Annotated in this window: 17 protein-coding genes; 5 read left to right on the plus strand and 12 right to left on the minus strand. The window is 69.0% G+C overall.

All coding sequences use genetic code 11. The annotated features are described in order from the left end of the window. Window positions 1-171: 171 nt before the first annotated feature. Window positions 172-1,719 (minus strand): IMP dehydrogenase, encoded by a 1,548-nt coding sequence (guaB, locus tag NM1_RS05895; RefSeq protein WP_246011129.1) that lies wholly within the window; start codon window positions 1,717-1,719, stop codon window positions 172-174. Window positions 1,720-2,089: 370 nt separating this feature from the next. On the opposite strand from guaB, the gene NM1_RS05900 reads away from it, so the two are divergent. Further along, window positions 2,090-2,503: a DUF5319 domain-containing protein gene (locus tag NM1_RS05900; RefSeq protein ID WP_068014746.1), complete on the plus strand. Its 414-nt coding sequence runs from the start codon at window positions 2,090-2,092 to the stop codon at window positions 2,501-2,503. Window positions 2,504-2,681: 178 nt separating this feature from the next. On the opposite strand, the gene NM1_RS05905 is transcribed toward NM1_RS05900, so the two are convergent. From NM1_RS05905 to NM1_RS05915, 3 genes are all read right to left on the minus strand, one after another. Beyond that, the gene (locus tag NM1_RS05905; protein ID WP_114699510.1) at window positions 2,682-3,809 is read right to left on the minus strand and encodes an anti-sigma-D factor RsdA; all 1,128 of its coding nucleotides are present in this window, start codon (window positions 3,807-3,809) and stop codon (window positions 2,682-2,684) included. Next, a complete protein-coding gene (locus tag NM1_RS05910; protein ID WP_068014750.1) occupies window positions 3,802-4,380 on the minus strand; it encodes a sigma-70 family RNA polymerase sigma factor in 579 nt (192 codons plus the stop codon). Before NM1_RS05910 ends, NM1_RS05905 begins: the two co-directional genes overlap by 8 nt. A 145-nt stretch (window positions 4,381-4,525) precedes the next feature. Continuing rightward, window positions 4,526-5,392: a hypothetical protein gene (locus NM1_RS05915; RefSeq protein WP_114699511.1), complete on the minus strand. Its 867-nt coding sequence runs from the start codon at window positions 5,390-5,392 to the stop codon at window positions 4,526-4,528. A 663-nt stretch (window positions 5,393-6,055) separates the two neighbouring features. Between NM1_RS05915 and NM1_RS05920 the strand changes: the two genes are divergently transcribed. From NM1_RS05920 to NM1_RS05930, 3 genes are all read left to right on the plus strand, one after another. After that, window positions 6,056-6,349 (plus strand): WhiB family transcriptional regulator, encoded by a 294-nt coding sequence (locus NM1_RS05920; RefSeq protein WP_068014753.1) that lies wholly within the window; start codon window positions 6,056-6,058, stop codon window positions 6,347-6,349. Between the two features lie 536 nt (window positions 6,350-6,885). Next, window positions 6,886-7,449 (plus strand): sigma-70 family RNA polymerase sigma factor, encoded by a 564-nt coding sequence (locus NM1_RS05925; RefSeq protein WP_174556846.1) that lies wholly within the window; start codon window positions 6,886-6,888, stop codon window positions 7,447-7,449. A gap of 1 nt (window position 7,450) precedes the next feature. Continuing rightward, window positions 7,451-7,762, plus strand: coding sequence for an RskA family anti-sigma factor (locus tag NM1_RS05930; protein ID WP_068014755.1), 312 nt, complete (start codon window positions 7,451-7,453; stop codon window positions 7,760-7,762). Window positions 7,763-7,891: 129 nt separating this feature from the next. Here NM1_RS05930 and groL read toward each other — a convergent pair whose 3' ends face one another. Beyond that, window positions 7,892-9,499, minus strand: a complete 1,608-nt coding sequence (groL, locus tag NM1_RS05935) for a chaperonin GroEL (protein WP_068014757.1) — start codon at window positions 9,497-9,499, stop codon at window positions 7,892-7,894. A 100-nt stretch (window positions 9,500-9,599) separates the two neighbouring features. Further along, window positions 9,600-9,902, minus strand: a complete 303-nt coding sequence (gene groES, locus NM1_RS05940; RefSeq protein ID WP_068014759.1) for a co-chaperone GroES — start codon at window positions 9,900-9,902, stop codon at window positions 9,600-9,602. A gap of 599 nt (window positions 9,903-10,501) precedes the next feature. Here groES and NM1_RS05945 point away from each other — a divergent pair. Further along, window positions 10,502-12,004, plus strand: a complete 1,503-nt coding sequence (locus NM1_RS05945; RefSeq protein WP_068014761.1) for a DUF7159 family protein — start codon at window positions 10,502-10,504, stop codon at window positions 12,002-12,004. 13 nt (window positions 12,005-12,017) lie between these two features. Here the strand turns inward: NM1_RS05945 and tsaD are convergent, their stop codons facing one another. The 6 genes from tsaD to alr form a co-directional block, all read right to left on the minus strand. After that, complete coding sequence (gene tsaD, locus NM1_RS05950; protein WP_068014763.1) at window positions 12,018-13,067, minus strand: tRNA (adenosine(37)-N6)-threonylcarbamoyltransferase complex transferase subunit TsaD; 1,050 nt, start codon at window positions 13,065-13,067, stop codon at window positions 12,018-12,020. Further along, window positions 13,064-13,552: a ribosomal protein S18-alanine N-acetyltransferase gene (gene rimI, locus NM1_RS05955; protein ID WP_068014924.1), complete on the minus strand. Its 489-nt coding sequence runs from the start codon at window positions 13,550-13,552 to the stop codon at window positions 13,064-13,066. The genes tsaD and rimI overlap by 4 nt, the downstream gene beginning before the upstream one ends. A gap of 112 nt (window positions 13,553-13,664) precedes the next feature. Then, on the minus strand, window positions 13,665-14,453 hold the full coding sequence (tsaB, locus tag NM1_RS05960) for a tRNA (adenosine(37)-N6)-threonylcarbamoyltransferase complex dimerization subunit type 1 TsaB (protein WP_068014765.1): 789 nt from the start codon (window positions 14,451-14,453) through the stop codon (window positions 13,665-13,667). Window positions 14,454-14,508: 55 nt separating this feature from the next. Beyond that, window positions 14,509-14,955, minus strand: coding sequence for a tRNA (adenosine(37)-N6)-threonylcarbamoyltransferase complex ATPase subunit type 1 TsaE (gene tsaE, locus NM1_RS05965; RefSeq protein ID WP_068014766.1), 447 nt, complete (start codon window positions 14,953-14,955; stop codon window positions 14,509-14,511). A 43-nt stretch (window positions 14,956-14,998) separates the two neighbouring features. Then, entirely contained in the window at window positions 14,999-16,102 is a 1,104-nt protein-coding gene (locus tag NM1_RS05970; RefSeq protein WP_068014768.1) for an alpha/beta fold hydrolase, read from the minus strand. Further along, complete coding sequence (gene alr / locus NM1_RS05975; protein WP_307719300.1) at window positions 16,102-17,247, minus strand: alanine racemase; 1,146 nt, start codon at window positions 17,245-17,247, stop codon at window positions 16,102-16,104. The genes NM1_RS05970 and alr overlap by 1 nt, the downstream gene beginning before the upstream one ends. Window positions 17,248-17,342: the final 95 nt, after the last annotated feature.

The raw sequence follows: 17,342 nt of genomic DNA on the forward strand, positions 1-17,342 counted from the left end.
CGCTCCTTCGTCGCATGCGCAGCGGCGCCTGAAACTCGAGACGCGCCGAAAACCGCCCAGGTGTAGTTGCTTTGGCTATCGCTTCGCGGCCGGGGTTGGGAGAGTGGTTCAGTTGGTGGGGGTACAGAGACGCTCTGCCGTAGGGCTCTCGGCGCGGCCTGGTCGGCTTACTCAGCCCTTCCCGCGGCCGGTGTAGTTCGGGGCTTCCACCGTCATCGTGATGTCGTGGGGGTGGCTTTCCTTCAAGCCCGCCGCGGTGATCTGGACGAACTGCGCGCGTTGCAGGTCGGCGATGGATTGGGCGCCGGTGTAGCCCATGGCGGCGCGGAGGCCGCCGACGAGCTGGTGGATCACCTGGTTGACGGGGCCGCGGAAGGGGACCCGGCCCTCGATGCCCTCGGGCACCAGCTTGTCCTCGGCCAGCACGTCGTCCTGGAAGTAGCGGTCCTTGGAATAGGACTTGCCCTGGCCGCGGCCCTGCATGGCGCCCAGCGAGCCCATGCCGCGGTAGCTCTTGAACTGCTTGCCGCCCACCAGGATCAGCTCGCCGGGCGATTCGGCGGTGCCGGCCAGCAGCGAGCCCAGCATCACGGTCGACGCGCCCGCCGCGATGGCCTTGGCGACGTCGCCGGAGAACTGGATGCCGCCGTCGGCGATCACCGGGACGCCCGCCGGGTTGCAGACGGCGACGGCCTCGAGGATCGCGGTGATCTGCGGCGCCCCCACCCCGGCGACCACGCGGGTGGTGCAGATGGAGCCGGGCCCGACACCCACCTTGACCGCGTCGACACCGGCCTCGACGAGCGCGGCCGCGCCCTCGCGGGTGGCGACATTGCCGCCGACCACCTGGATGCGGTCGCCGACCTCGGTCTTGAGCTTGGCGACCATCTGCAGCACCTGCGCCTGGTGGCCGTGGGCCGTATCGACGATCAGCACGTCCACCCCGGCGTCGCGCAGGGTCATCGCGCGCGACCAGGAATCCTCGCCGACGCCGACCGCCGCGCCGACGAGCAGCCGGCCGTCGCGGTCCTTGGTGGCATTCGGGTACTGGTCGGTCTTGACGAAGTCCTTGACGGTGATGAGCCCGCGCAGTCGGCCGTTGCCGTCCACGATCGGCAGCTTCTCCACCTTGTGCCGCCGCAGCAGGCCCAGCGCGGCCTCGGCGGTCACACCCTCCTGCGCGGTGATCAGCGGCGCCTTGGTCATCACCTCTTCGACCCGGCGGTCCTGGTCGACCTCGAAACGCATGTCGCGGTTGGTGATGATGCCCACCAGCTCGCCCGTCTCGTCCACCACCGGCAGGCCCGAGATGCGGTAGCGCGCGCACATGGCGTCGACCTCGGCGAGCGTATCGCTGGGGCGGCAGGTCACCGGATTGGTTACCATGCCCGCCTCGGACCGCTTCACGGTCTCCACCGCGGCCGCCTGGTCGACGGCGGCGAGATTGCGGTGCAGCACACCCATGCCGCCGGAGCGGGCCATCGCGATCGCCATGCGGGCCTCGGTGACGGTGTCCATCGCCGAACTCACCAGCGGGGTGCGCAGGGTGATCTCGCGGGTCAACCGGCTGGAGGTCTCCACCGAACTGGGGATGAGATCCGAAGCGGCCGGCAGCAACAGCACGTCGTCGAACGTGAGGCCGAGCATGGCGATCTTGTTCGGATCGTCACCACCCGTATGAGGGCGGACGGCGCGTTCGCCCATCACGGGACTACTCATCGGATCGACCCCTCCTGGACCTCGAAAGCAACGAACCGGGGAACCACCCGGATCGCGAACATCTGGCGGATTGGCGGAGCCGAAGATCGATACCCGGCACCTGTTCCGTCCATGGTATCGACCGCGCAAATCGAACGGCCACGCGACTCGGCGCAGTTATCTCCGCCACACCCGTCAGATGCGACACGCCGACAACCCCGAGCAACCGCGACGCACCACGCGGTTGCGGTCGGCGCACCACCGTGGGTTGCGAAAAACCGAGCCTTACAGGCAACGTAGGCCGGAGACATCGATGGCGGCGGCATCTGACACGGCCAAAACTTCATCCCAGCGCTGGCGCAGGCACCCCTGTTCTGCGTACCGTGGGATTGTGCGTGACCATCTACCACCTGGCCTGCCGCCGGATCCGTTCGCCGGAGACCCCTCCGACCCGTCGGCCGCGCTCGATGCCATCGAGCCGGGGGAGCCGCTGGATCCTCACGAGCGGCTAGCGGTCGAAGAGGATCTCGCCGACCTCGCGGTCTACGAGGCGCTACTGGCGCACCGCGGTATCCGCGGGCTCGTGGTCAGCTGTGAGGACTGTCGGCAGGATCATTATCACGATTGGGATATGTTGCGCGCCAACCTGCTTCAGCTGCTGGTCGACGGCACGGTGCGCCCGCACGAGCCCGCATACGACCCGACGCCGGAGGCCTACGTCACGTGGGACTACTGCCGCGGGTATGCCGATGCGTCGATGAACGAGGCACTGCACGGCGACGGGTTCGAGGGCTTCGAGGCCTGACTCCGGCATCCGGGCGACAGCCTGATTCCGGCGCGCAGACAGAACAAGCCGACCGCCGGTCGGCGATCGGTTGATGCGTTGTGCGTTCACGCCCGCACGACTCATGCACGACACGACTCTCATGCACGATGTGAATGGCTCGATCGCGGCCGGATCCGGCCGCGGTTCCCGAACCCGGTTATCTGATCCCGCCGGGCACCGAACCCCCTGGCGGCACGATGCCGATACTCGGCGACCCGATGCTGGGTGACCCGGCCGACGGCTGTGTCGGGCGGAACGTCGGTTGGTCCGGCAGGGTGCGCTGCGTCGGGATCTCCGGGATCGACGCCCCCGTCGAGCCGATGGTGCTCGGCCCGGCGGTGGGTTCGTTGGTCGGCGGGTCCTGCGTGTGCGGCAGGGTGGTCGGCCGTCCGGTGGTCGGCAGCGACGGCGTCGTGGGCAGGGTGGTACCCGGCTTGGTGCCGCCCGGTGCCGTCTCGTCCGTCTCGGGATTGGGAGCCATCCGCGGATCGACCGTGGTGCTGGGCTTGGTCGCGCCGCCGGTCGGCCATCCGGTGGTCGGCACCTCGGTGGTCGGGGTCGGCCGGCCGGTCGACTTCGGCGGATTGGGCGGCGTCAGCGACGCGGCGATCTCCGGCGCGACCGTATTCAGCTGCGCCCACAGCTCGTTCCAGCGGCGCTCCAGCTCGTTCTTGCGCTGGTTGTCGTCGACCTGGGTGGCGGTATTGCCGGCGCTGGCCAGCAGGGCCTTCGCCTGTTCCGGGCGACCCTGATCCATGAGGGTCGCGGCCTTGGTCATATCGTCCTCGGCGCGCTGGGCGATGGTGGTCTGCGCCTGCTGGCTGAACACCACCTCCTTGACCCGCCACAGCGGATCGCCGGGCTGGGCGCTGTAGGAGAACGCCGTCATTCCGCCCATGATCAGGGCGAGTGCGGCGGCCGCACCCATGATGGGACGGATCAGCCGCAGATGGCTTCGCCGATTGACGTTAACCCTCGCCTGCCGCGCACCGATCTCCTGATTGACCGACGCGACAACAGCATCCAGGTCCGGCCCGGCCGGTAACGGTTCGTCGACGATCTCTGCCCGCCAGTTCGCGAGTAAAGTCGCGAGCTGATATTCCTCGGCGCTGTCCGTCGTCACGGCCCCGTCGCCGGCGATGGCGTCGATCAGAGCATCGTCGCGGCGTACCGCGGCAATGTCGACCGGCCCCGTATCACCGGATGCCTCGGCGTAGGGATCGCTGCTGTGCGATCCAAGCCGCGCCTTCCAGTCGCCCCGACCGCGCTCGCCATCCCTAGCCATACATTTCACCTGCCCTCGCCACTTGTGACTTCAGTTTCGCGAGCGCCCGGTGCTGGGCTACCCGTATAGCTCCCGCCGTACTGCCCACGGCGACAGCAGTTTCTTCTGCTGACAGACCCATGACCAAACGCAGGATCAGGATCTCTCGATGCTTCTCCGGAAGCGTCGCCAGCAAACTGTTCATCTGCCGGCTCGTTTCGGAATCGAGAGCGCGCTGCTCCGGCCCCTGGTCGGTGGATATGACATCTGGTACTTCGGCCATCGCATCCGCCTTGTTACGGGCGGCATTACGATGGGCGTCGGCGACCTTGTGCGAAGCGATTCCGTACACGAAAGCCATGAACGGCCGACCCTGATCCTGATAACGAGGCAGGGCCGTCATCACAGCCAGACAGACCTCCTGCGCAACGTCGTCCGCGGAGAGCTGCCCACGCTCCGCGGATCCGATCCGCGCACGGCAGTAGCGAACTACCAACGGGCGGATGATCTCCAGTACCTGGGCTAAAGCCGAACGATCGCCCTGCCCTGCGGCAGCGACGGCGGCGTCCAACTCCTCGCCCGTGTTCGTCATCGTCAGAGATATTCCTGGCGTTACAAGTGGCACGGTCGGTTCGTGACCAGTGCTTCCGCCGGTCGGCGGAACGCGTCCAACAATAGCGGCTTCCCTTTGTGCACCGGGCAACACGGGGATCAGCGGCCGCCGCGGAACCCGGCCACTACCGCAGCAGACCGCCCCGACCAGCAAGGTCCTCAGCGCACGCCCTTGCCTCGGCGCCCGCCCGCTCGGCCTCGGGCCCCGCCGCCACCCCCGAACGGAGCATCGCGCAAGCCCACCGCAGCGGCAGCAGTTCGTTCTCGCGGCACTGCGCGGACACCGTCGCGGCCTCTTCGCGCGCTCGATCGAGATTTCCGGCCGCCGCGGCCGCGGCGGCGACCAGTAGACGGGACTTGACCCGATGCCGGACCGAGGGACCGTCCTCGGCGATGGCCAGCGCGGTCTCGGCATGCCGCAGCGCGGGCTCGGCGATCAGACCCGATCCCGGAGCGGCCAGGGCCGTTTCGGCCGCGACCCAGTGCCAGCGCAACACTGTGCGCTGCCCCTGGGAAGGAGCCGGAAGAAATGCCCGGCAACGATCCAGCAGCCGCGCGGCCAGATTCGGCCGGGCGGTCCCGAGCGCATCGGCGGCCAGCCCGGTCAACCCGTCGCAAATGGCCTCCGCACGCACCGGATCGGCCGCCGCTCGCGAGTCCGGCGCCAGCACCAGCCCCACCGCCCGGCCGTCCGCGACGGCGGCGCGCGCGTGCCACCCGAGCTGGCGCAGCAGCGATGCCTCGGTGCTCACGGCCAGCGAGCGCAGCACCGGATCCCGGCTGCCGCGCTGCGTGCGCCGCAGTTCGGCGCGGGCGGCGGCATAGCGGCCCTGGCCACCCAGGACGACCGCGCGCAGCCAGGATTCGGCGGCGGAGGCGGCCGCGGGCAATTCGGCAGCGGCGATGCCGGGGCGAGCGCCGAAGGCCGCCTCGGCGAACACCGTGTCACGTGCGGACGGCCACCGATTCGGCACCGCGGAAAACTGATCCACCGCCGCACCCTATCCGGCCGCGTACCGCCGCGGCCCCGGCGCCGCAACGAACTGCGGGCAACCGTTCAGCGTGAAGAAAGCCACCGAGATGTTTCCATCTCGTAAAACCGGTACGGGCTATCACCCAGCACGTATGTTAGGAATTCGTATGCTTTTCGGATAATTAACCTGGACGCCTCGATGCGGCCATCTCCGCTCGCGGACAATCATCCAAACGGTGTCGCCCGTCACATACCACACCCCAGGCAGGCAACGCCTCGGAAACCCCATTGTTTCAACGAAATGCAGTATGACCAGCTTATTTATGAGATCTCACAGCTTTCACCGAGACACCAACCAACTTGGCCAACCGAACAGTATCGCTATCGGTGGGCTCGATGTAAATAGCAGGAAGGTTAAATCTGAGATCCGCCGGTATTGAAATCGGCGACGGACAAACTATTGACTGGATTTCGCCGCGCGTCCTAACGTACGTCATCGCCGTCGTCGGCGCCGTGCGAAATTGCGGCGACCACGAACTGCGATCGCCGGGGCTCCGGCGACACGGTCCGAGCCCGATCTCGGCGAGGTCTCATCCGGCCCGCCGCGCCCGGGTCCGGACAGACCGCTGCTGACAAGCACCGCTCGACAACGCCGACGAGCTCGCACCACTAGGAGTTCACCATGCCCATGCCCACTCACCTCCCCGGTCCGAACGCCGACATCTGGGATTGGCAGATGCGCGGTTCGTGCCGCGGCGTGGACTCCGCCGTCTTCTTTCACCCCGATGGTGAGCGCGGCCGCGCCCGCACGCAACGCGAGCTGCGTGCCAAGGAGATCTGCCGCACCTGCCCGGTCCTCATGCAGTGCCGCAGCCACGCGCTGAAGGTCAGCGAGCCGTACGGGATCTGGGGCGGGATGTCGGAGACCGAACGCGAGATGCACGCGCGGCGCAACCGCCGCCGCGTGACCGTCTGAACCGACCGCCCCACCGGCGCCGACGGGCGCACTCCGAAATTCCTCCCATCCGGATCGCGCGGGGCGCCGAATGCCTAGCAAACACCCGGCCACTGAGCTACCGGCCGGTGAACACCGACACAGGCGCGCAGGCCCATCCGGTCACCGCCGGTCAGCCTGCCGCGAGATGGCCAGAAGCCTTGCCACCTGTGGTCCCGGTGTACACGGTCCGGCCCGATGGAGGCATTCTGTTCACCTACACAGGGCCCCGTGTACGCGGAATTAGACACAGCGTTTCGCAGATTTTCCGGCGTGTCGCGGCGTGTCCCTCCAAAGACTCCCCCGGCGTGTCGAGAAATGTCCGAAAACCGCTGAGCCACAGTCGGTTTGCCGACACCCCACCCGAGAGGAGGTCATAGCGGCACGCTACGGTAGTGGCCGATGACACAGAATGGAGCGTTGTGACAACGCGGCCGCCGGCCGCAGAGGGCGACTCGTTCCAACAGGCAGTCGGGGACGGGGACGAGCGGGTGGAGACACCCCGCACAGACTCTGCGGTGACGGCACGCGCAGCCGAAAGTATCGAACTAGCCGCGCTTCTCGTGCGCTGCGGACGATCGGATCAGCAGGCATTCGCCGAGCTGTACGACCGAACGTGCGCCCGGGTGTTCGGGCTAGTGCTGCGCGTCCTACACGATCCCGGCTACGCGGAGGAGACGACCCAGGAGGTCTACCTCCAAATCTGGCGTACCGCAGCCAACTTCGACGCCGCCAAGGGTTCGGCGGTCACCTGGCTGATGACGCTCGCCCACCGCCGGGCGGTCGACCGAGTCCGTGCCGAGCAGGCGCACGCCCAGCGCGAGGTCGCTTATGGCGCAAGCGCTCTCGGTAACGAATTCGACGAGGTCACCGAAGAAGTAGGACGAAGACTCGAACAGCAAGCGGTACTGGAGGGTCTGGCCACCCTGACGCAGACGCAGCGAGAGGCCATCTCGCTCGCCTACTTCGGCGGCCGGACCTATGCGGAAGTGGCGGAGTATCTCGGCGTAGGGTTACCGACCGTTAAGTCTCGTATCCGCGATGGGTTGACACGACTGAAGAAGAGTTTGGGAGTGACGTGAGATGAACGAAAGCCAGATCGATCTCGCGCACGCGGTCGCGCTCGGATCGATCGGCGACGAGGACCAGCGCGCGGTGCAACAGCTACTCGACTCGGGTGACGATCGACTGCGCGCGGACTTCAACAGGGAAGTGCAGCTAACCAGAGAAGCTCTCACCGTGTTCTCCTCGGCGTCGGCCGACCAGCCGCCCGCCTCGCTCCGTGATCGTCTGCTGGCCGCCATCGCCGAGGACCAGGCTCCCGCGGCGGCCGCCCGCCACCCCCACCGGGTCACCCGCAACCACGACGGAACCGATTCCACCGCCCATCTCTGAACCTCCCCGGCCGGCAATGCCGGAACCCGGATGAACAGTCGATGGCGAACGATGGTCGGGCCACACTCCGGAAATACGAACGGGCCGTTCACATCCGAGATGTGAACGGCCCGCGTTTCGTTAAACCACTCAGTGCGAGTGACCGTGGTGGTCGTGCTCGTCCTCTTCGGCCGGCTTTTCGACCACGGCGCTCTCGGTGGTGAGCACCATGCGCGCGACCGAGGCGGCGTTCAGCACCGCCGAGCGGGTCACCTTGACCGGATCCACGACACCGTCGGTCACCAGGTCGCCGTAGGTGAGGGTGGCGGCGTTGAAGCCGTCCTTGCCCTCGGAGACCTTGCTGACCACGACGGCACCGTCGACACCGGCGTTGCTGGCGATCCAGTACAGCGGCGCCTGCAGCGCCTTGCGCACCACCTCGACACCGATGGCCTGGTCGCCCGACAGCGAGTCGCGCAGCTCGACCAGCTTGGCCGCCGCCTGCACCAGCGCGGAGCCGCCACCGGGCACGATGCCCTCCTCGATGGCCGCCTTGGCCGCGTTCACCGCATCCTCGACGCGGTACTTGCGCTCCTTGAGCGCGGTCTCGGTGGCCGCGCCGACACGGATCACCGCGACGCCGCCGGACAGCTTGGCCAGCCGCTCCTCCAGCTTCTCGCGATCCCAGTCGGAATCGGTGGCCTCGATCTCGGCCCGCAGCTGGGCGATGCGCGCGTCGATGGCGTCCTGGGTGCCCGCACCGTCGACGATCGTGGTGTCGTCCTTGGAGACGACCACGCGCCGCGCCTTGCCGAGCAGGTCCAGGCCCGCCTCGCGCAGGTTGATGCCCAGGTCCGGGTTGATCACGGTGCCGCCGGTGACGGTGGCCAGATCGTCCAGGAAGGCCTTGCGGCGGTCGCCGAAGAACGGCGCCTTGACCGCGACGACCTTGAGCGTCTTGCGGATCGCGTTGACGACCAGGGTGGACAGCGCCTCGCCCTCGACGTCCTCGGCGATGATCACGACCGGCTTGCCCGATTCGGCGATCTTCTCCAGCAGCGGCAGCAGGTCCGGCAGCGAGGAGATCTTCTCCCGGTGCAGCAGGATGAGGGCGTCCTCGTACACCGCCTCCTGCTTGTCGTGGTCGGTGACGAAGTAGCCCGACAGGTAACCCTTGTCGAACTGCACGCCCTCGGTGACCACGAGGTCGGTGCTCACCAGGGAGGATTCCTCCACCGTGACCACGCCGTCCTTGCCGACGGTGGTCAGCGCCTTGCCGACCATCTCGCCGATCTCCTCGTCACGCGAGGAGACGGTGGCGACCTGTGCGATCGCCGACTCGCTGGACACCGGCTTGGCGGCCGCGATCAGGGCCTCGGAGACCGCGTCGGCGGCCTTGCTGATGCCCGCGCCCAGCGCGATCGGGTTGGCGCCCGCGGCGATGTTCTTCAGGCCGCCCTTGACCAGCGCCTGGGCCAGCACCGTGGCGGTGGTGGTGCCGTCGCCGGCGACGTCGTTGGTCTTGGTGGCGACGCTCTTGACCAGCTGCGCGCCCAGGTTCTCGAAGGGGTCCTCGAGGTCGATGTCGCGGGCGATGGTCACGCCGTCGTTGGTCACCGTCGGACCGCCGAAAGCCTTGGCCAGCACCACGTGCCGGCCGCGCGGGCCCAGCGTGACCTTCACCGCGTCGGCAAGCTTGTCGACGCCGCGTTCCATCGCCCGGCGAGCCTTCTCGTCGAACTCGATCTGCTTTGCCATTGATTAAGTCCTTGATGTGGAAGGGGAATGAACGACAACTGCCCCGGCCCCACACGTGCGGGCACCGGGGCAGTGTCGGATCAGTGCCGTAACGGCTGGATCACTTGTCGACGACGGCCAGCAGGTCGCGCGCCGACAGGATCAGGTACTCCTCGCCGTTGTACTTGATCTCGGTGCCGCCGTACTTCGAGTAGATGACGACGTCGCCTTCCTTGACGTCCAGCGGAATGCGCTTCTCGCCCTCGTCATCCCACCGGCCGGGGCCGACGGCGACGACGGTGCCCTCCTGGGGCTTTTCCTTCGCCGTGTCGGGGATGACCAGGCCGGAGGCGGTCGTCGTCTCGGCCTCGTTGGCCTGGACGAGGATCTTGTCCTCGAGCGGCTTGATGTTCACGCTCGCCACGTTGAGCCCTCCACTTTCAGGGGATTCGTCGCGTCCGGGGCGGTTCCCCGGACTCACGGTTTCGGTCATGGTGTCGACCCTGTGCATAGCCCCGTCGTCGCGGGTGCCGGGACCCCTGCTCAGCAGTCATAGCTGGCACCTGAGCAACATCCGCAGTGCCACCTAGCACTCTATACACGTGAGTGCCAGCGCTCAAGGCTGGGTAGTGCCGAACTCTGTTGCCGACGCGACGTTTGCAACACGCCCAAAGGCGTGGCAATTCATCTTCGAAATCTGTAACGTTCGGATAACGGATTGTGACAGTATGGACGACGGCTCCGTGATGTTGCCCTGCCCGACCCACGCCCTGCCCGGTAGCGCTCTGTCACGTGATCCGCCGAGCTCGACACAACTGCTTCACCCCACCCGCGCGACGACCATCGCGCACGCCTGAGACGAGAGCAAGACCGCAAGTGATCGTAGGCCGGTCCCGACACCCGAACGGACGAGGGCCCCGGCCGGATGCACTGCTCGGGTCGGCCGCCATCCATGCGGGCGCCCGCGCTGTCCGTTCGAGATGGTCGGCGACACCATGACCATCCGCTCGAAGGGAGGTGAACATGCGAACATCCCTCGGCATCTCCGCCGGGAACGAAGTGGTGTGCTCGGCACTCGTCGCCACCGCTCCGAACGGCGCTCAAAGCTTCGACTATCGGGTCGTGTCGGCGGACGCCGCACATTCCGATCTCGGTGATCTGGTGGCGTCGTCGATCGAACTGATGACGACCCAGATGCCCACCCGCGACGTCGTGCACCCCGTCGGCGCGCACACCGCCGGGCTCCCGGCCCTGCACCCCGAGACCGCCGCCGGACCACCGGGGGCGATCGCGGTCGCCTACCGCGACCGGGAACAGGCCGTCGCGATCCGCTCGGCGATCGGCCGTCAGCGCCGCGACGTTCAGCTCATCCCCGAAAGCACCGCCGCCCTCACGTATCTGCGCCACACCGGCCTGCTCGACCGGTACGAGACGGTCGCGATCATCGACCTGGGCGCCTCCGGCATGACCGTCACCGTGGCGGACCTGGCCGACGACACCACGCTGCGCTCCGAGCGCACCACCGCCCTCAGCGGCACCGCCGTCGACGAGCTCATCTACCACCACCTGCTGGACTGCCATTTCGCCCGCCGCGGCACCCGCCCCAATCGCGGCATGCTGATCAACCGCAGCCGCGCGGCCAAGGAGCATCTGTCCATCGCCCCGGCCGTGACCATCGACCACGTCGCAGGGCAGCCGCTGAAGCTGACCCGCGCCGACTTCGAGGAGCTGATCGCGGACCTGGTGCGCGAGGCCGCGGTATTCGCCGCCGCGGTGTTCGCCCGCGCGCCGAAGCTGCCCGAGGCGGTCGCCGTCATCGGCGGCGGCGCGAATATCCCCACCGTCGTCGCCGGTCTGGACGAACTGCTCGACATTCCGGTGCTCACCGTGCCGGAGCCCGAGGCCGCGACGGCGAAAGGCGCTGCGCTGGTGGCGGATTCGGCGCAGCCGTCGGCCTTCCCGGTGATCAGCCTGGGTTCCGACGCCTCCACCGGCACCTTCACCAAGCTGGTCGGCACGCTGGCCGGTGCGGTCGTGGTGGTGGGATTGGTGGTCGGCTACGGCATCAAGGAACTGGTCCCCGCCGACGGCCACGACGTCAGCCCCGTGGGCACCAGCGATACCGCCCAACTCACCACCCCGGCGACGCCGACGCCCACGACGAGCGGCTCCACCACCACCGCCGGGCAGACCCAGCCGGGCCAGACTCAGCCCGGCCGACAGCCCGCCGGGAGCTCCGTGCCGTCGTCCCCGTCGGAGTCCGGTCAGCTCCCGACGACCACCGCGAACCAGCCTCCCACCACCACCGCACCGCCACTGCGTCCGGATCCGAACCTGCCGCAGATCCCGCTACCCGATCTGCCGCGCCTGTTCGGCCCCCTGATGGGCACCACAACGCCCGAAACCACCGTTCCCCGGGGTACGGGTACGGCTGCCCCCACTCCCAGTCCCTCACCCAATCGCCCCATATTGCCGAAGGCGAACTCGGGTTCCGCGGGCATGGCGCCCGTGCAACCGGCCGACTGACTCCGAAACCCCCTCAGCGAAGCTGGCTGGTGGAGACAGGGAGGCCGGGGTCGGTGGCGACGGTCAGAGCGGAGGGCTTGGCGCCGCCGGCGATCACATGGGCGCCGAGGGCCGCGATCATGACGCCGTTGTCGGTGCACAGCCGCGGCTTGGGCACACGCAGCGTCAGACCGGCCGCGGCGCAGCGTTCCTCGGCCATCGAGCGGATGCGGGAATTCGCGGTGGCGCCGCCGCCGAGCACCAGCGTGTCCACGCCGACGTCCTGGGCGGCGCGAACGGCCTTGCTGGTGAGCACGTCGGCGACCGATTCCTGGAACGATGCCGCGATATCCGGGATCGGCAGTTCGGTACCCGCGCGCTGAGCGGCCTCGACGTAGCGGGCGACCGCGGTCTTCAGGCCCGAGAACGAGAAGTCGTAGCGCGCATCGCGCGGACCGGTCATGCCGCGCGGAAACATGATGGCGGTCGGATCACCGTGCGCCGCAGCGGCATCCAGCGCCGGACCGCCCGGGAAACCGAGGCCCAGCAGGCGCGCCACCTTGTCGAAGGCCTCCCCCGCCGCGTCGTCGACCGTGCTGCCCAATTCCACGATCGGTTCGGCCAGGTCCGTGACGTGCAGCAGATGCGTGTGGCCGCCGGACACCAGCAGCGCCACGCACGGCGGCATCGGGCCGTGTTCGAGGGTGTCCACGGCGACATGGCCACCGAGGTGGTTCAGCGCGTAGAACGGGATATCCCAGGCCGCCGCATAGGCTTTCGCCGCCGCCACCCCCACCAGCAGCGCACCGGCCAGGCCGGGACCGATGGTCACGGCGAGCGCGTCGGGCCTGGTCACACCGGCGGTCGACAGCGCCCGCCGCATCGCGGGCACGACCGCCTCCAGATGTGCGCGGGAGGCGATCTCCGGGACCACGCCGCCGAAACGCGCATGCTGATCGACGCTGGAGGCGACCTCGTCGGCGAGCAGCTCGCAGCGGCCCTTGCCCTCCGGGCCGTCGGGATGCCACCGGACGATGCCGATTCCGGTTTCGTCACACGAGCTTTCGATGCCCATGACGATCATGACAGGACCTCTGAACTGTGCGAGGTGCCCGGGTGCGGGAATCCGGTCACCGCCGGGCGGCGCATGGTGAACGCGTCGGCCCCGCTGGGCTGGTAGTAACTCTTCCGCAGGCCGATGATGTGGAATCCGTGCTTCTCGTAGAGCGCGATCGCCGGTGCGTTGTCCGTGCGCACCTCGAGAAATACCGGGCCGCCACGCTTTCCGGCCTCGGCCAGCAGCGCCCGCAGCAGCAGCGTCCCGATGCCGCCGCGGTGCAGGGTCGGATCGACACCGATGGTGTGTATCTCGGCCTCGGGATGCGTGGCGGGGCCCAGCAGGGCGATCCCGGCATAGCCGACCATCCGCCCGGATGCCTCGCGGGCCACCAGATACCGGTTGTGCGCACCCGCGAGTTCGGACTCGAACGCCACTTCCGGCCACGGGTCGTCCTCGGGGAACAGCAGTTTCTCCAGCTCGGCACAGCGGCCGATATCGGCCGGGCCCATCGGTTCGATCTCGATGGCCGGCAGTTCGGTGTCGCTCACGACTCCGCCTCGCTAGCGCTCGGCTCCGTCGTGCGCAAGGCGCGCTGTGTCTTCGGTTCGCTCGCAAGCTCGCTCACGACACCGCCTGATAGCTGCGTTCGACGGCGTCGGGGCGCCGCAGATAGAGCGGAACCAGCGGCTCGGCCGTCGTGCCGGACAGCACCTCGGCGGCCGCGCAGCGCACCAGCCCGGCCGGCGACGGGGTCTCGACCGGCAGCACCGGCAGGTCGAAGAAGTCGACGTGCGAGGCGGATCCGGCGATCACGGTGGATTCGCGCGCGTCCAGATCCGCGGGCTTGCACACGCCCGGTCCGGCGACCCGGCCGACCACCCGCGCACCGGATCCGGCGGCCGCGGGCCCGGCGAACTCGGCATCCGGCACGGCGCGATACCGGGCCCAGTACACCTCGCGGCGCCGGGCATCGGTGACGACCAGCAGTTCGGATTCGGCGGCCGTGGCGATCGTCTGCCCACTGCCACCGGTGATCTCCTGCCACGCGTCGGCGGCGATCGCGTCCAGGCTGCAGACGCCGTACACCGGCAGGCCCAGGGCGTCGCCGAAGGCCGCGGCGGTCGCCATTCCGACCCGCAGTCCGGTGAACGGCCCGGGACCCACCCCGGCGACCACCGCGTCGAGATCGGCCCTGGAACGTCCCGCGGCATCGAGACATTCGAGGATCTGCGGGGTCAGCACCTCGTTGTGGGCGCGCGCGTCCACGGTGACCCGGGCGGCGAGGGTGTGGATCTGCGGCGCCGTCTCCCGATCGGCCCGCTGCCGATCGTGCCCGGAGGCGGCCTGCTCCAGCTCCACCAGCCCGGCTGTAACGGCAGGCGTCGCGGTGTCGACGGTAAGGACAAGCATGATTGGGTCAACGATACCGGTTGGTCACCTTCCGGACGGCACCCATACCACCGCCTCAGGACGGGCCGATCCACTCCCAGCTGGCGGTGCGGGTCTCGGATTCGGGCTCGCGGCGCAGCAGCACGCGCAGATGGCGGTCGGCGAGATGCTCGACGACACCGAGGCCCCATTCGACCACCACCACCGCATCGTCGAGATCGGTGTCGAGGTCCAGGGCGTCCAGCTCGTCGAGGTCGCCGCCGAGCCGGTAGGCGTCGACGTGCACCAGCCCCACCGCGCCCGGCCGGGACCCGGCACGATGCTGGCGGGCGATGATGAAAGTCGGTGAGCTGACCCGTCCCTCGACGCCGAGCCCCGCCGCGATGCCGCGGGTGAGCGCGGTCTTCCCGGCGCCCAGCGGGCCGTCGAGCACCACCAGATCGCCGGGACGCAACTCCGCGGCCAGCTCGCGTCCGAGTGCCTCGGTGTCCTCGACCGTCGGCAGCGTTCGCTGCTCACCCATGTGTCACCACCGTCCCGGTTCGCTCGGCCGGATCGCGTGCCGATCACCCACGTGCTGCCTCCCGGCCGTTGCGCTTCCCGGCCCCGAGCAGGCCGCTGCGCAGCATCAGCCGATCCAGGGCCGCGTTGACCAGCTCCGGATACTGCAGATGCACCATGTGCGCGGCATCGGTGACGCGGACCAGGTCCGCGTCGGGCAGCTGCTGCGCCAGCGCCTGCGAGTTGCGGAACGGGATCACCCGGTCGTGTGCGCCGCCCAGCACCAGCGCGGGCAACGGGGCGAGGGTCGGCAGCGCGGCCGATTCGTCGTGCAGCTCCAGAGCTTTCAGGAATTTCACGATCGTCTCGATCGGGGTGTGGTCGATCATCGAGGTGGTGGCGCGCGACAGCGTCGGGCTCACGTCGCCGTGGAACGAACTCACGTGCAGGATCGGGGCGATCACGTGGCGCGCGGTGGCCCGCCCGGCCTGCACCAGCGCGGGCGCGGCATGCACCGCGACCCGGAAGCCGTCGATCGCCGGATGGCGCAGCAGCTGCGTGACTCCGGCAGCGGCGACCTCGGCGGCCGCCGTCGACAGCAGCGCCACCGCCCGCACCCGCTCGGCGAACAGCTGCGGGAACTGCGCGGCCGCGGCCAGAATCGCCATGCCGCCCATGGAGTGTCCGACCAGCAGCAGCGGACCGCTCGGCACACACCGGCCGATCACGGCGGCCAGATCGCGGCCCAGCTGCGGCACGGTGCAGCTCTCGGTGGTCGGCGTCCCGGAGCGGCCGTGCCCGCGCAGGTCGAAGAACACCATGCGAACCTTTGGGCCCCACAGCTTTTCGAGATCGCGACGCTGAAAGTGGAACGACTCCATGCTGTTGCAGAAGCCGTGCACGTAAACCACTGTGGCGGGGGCGTCTTCGGGACCACACTCGCGGACGGCCAGCTCCACGCCGTCGTCGGCGGTTACCGCGACGGCCCGATCCCGGTCCAGCAGGCCGAAGTCCTCCTCGCGCAGCTCGTCCCGGCGGGCGGGCCAGCGCACGGAGGCGCCGACCCGGCGCAGTGCGTGCACCCCGGCCAGGGCGCCGATCGCTCCGCCGGTCGCGATTCCGCCGCGCCATGCGGTGAACCGAAACCGATGTGGCCGTTCGGATTTCATCAGGCCCCCCCTCGCTGTGCGATATCGCCCAGATAGCGTCGCACGACCCGGCCGCGAGGGGAACAGACGATCTCGTAATGGATGGTGCCGAGCAGGTCGGCCCACCGTTGCGGATGCAGTGCGCCGGGACCGAACAGCACCGCGCTGTCGCCCTCGCGCACTCCGGCGGCATTGTCGCCGAGATCCACCACCAGCTGATCCATGCACACCCGGCCGATATTCGGGTAGAGCGCATCGCCGATACCCACCGCTATGCGCCCGCCCAGCGGACGGAACACACCGTCGGCGTAGCCCGCCGGGATCAGCGCGACCGTGGTGGCGTGCGGCGCGATCCATTCGTGGCCGTAGGAGACCCCCTCGCCCGCGGCGACGTGTTTCACCAGCGTCACCCGCGCGCGGAAGGTCATGGCCGGGCGCAGGCCGAAGTCGGAGATCTCCGGAATCGGGGACAGCCCGTAGGCGGCGATGCCGGGGCGCACCATGTCGAACGCCAGGTCCGGGCGGGTCAATGTGGCCGCGGAATTGGCCAGGTGCACCAGTTCGGGTTGCATGCCGTGGTCCTTGGCGGCGGCGATGGCGTCCAGGAAGCGGTCGCGCTGAACGTCGATGGCCGGATGCTGCGGCTCGTCGGCGCGGGCGAGGTGGGAGAAGATCGCCCGCAGGCGCACCACCCGCTCGTCGACCAGCCCCCGCAGCACCGTGAGGACCTGCGGGTATTCAGCATCGGAGACACCGTTGCGGTTGAGGCCGGTATCGACCTTGAGCGAGACGGTCGCGGTGGTACCCGTGGCGCGGGCGGCCCGTTCCACCGCGCGCAGGTGGGCCACCGAGGACACCCCGATCTCGATATCGGCGGCGATGGCCGCGGCATAGTCGGCATCGGAGGTGTTGAGCCAGCTCAGGATCGGGGCGGTGATCCCGCCCGCGCGCAGGCGCAGCGCCTCGGCGATCGTGGTGACGCCGAGTTCGGAGGCCCCCGCGGCCAGCGCCGCCTGCCCGACCCGCACCGCGCCGTGGTTGTACCCGTCGGCCTTGACGACCACCATCACCGCGGCATCCCCGGCATGCCCGGCCAGCACCCGCACGTTGTGTGCGATCGCGTCCAGGTCTACGACGGTCTCCACCTGCGGGTCGGCACTACTCACGATCCCGATCCTGCCACTCCCGCGAATCGGGGCGGCAGCGGCTACCCGGCCGGGAATTCACCCTTGCTCGGAGTGCGCTCCAGGTCGTTAGCGTG

The organism is Nocardia mexicana NBRC 108244, from assembly GCF_001613165.1.
GTDB lineage: Bacteria > Actinomycetota > Actinomycetes > Mycobacteriales > Mycobacteriaceae > Nocardia > Nocardia mexicana.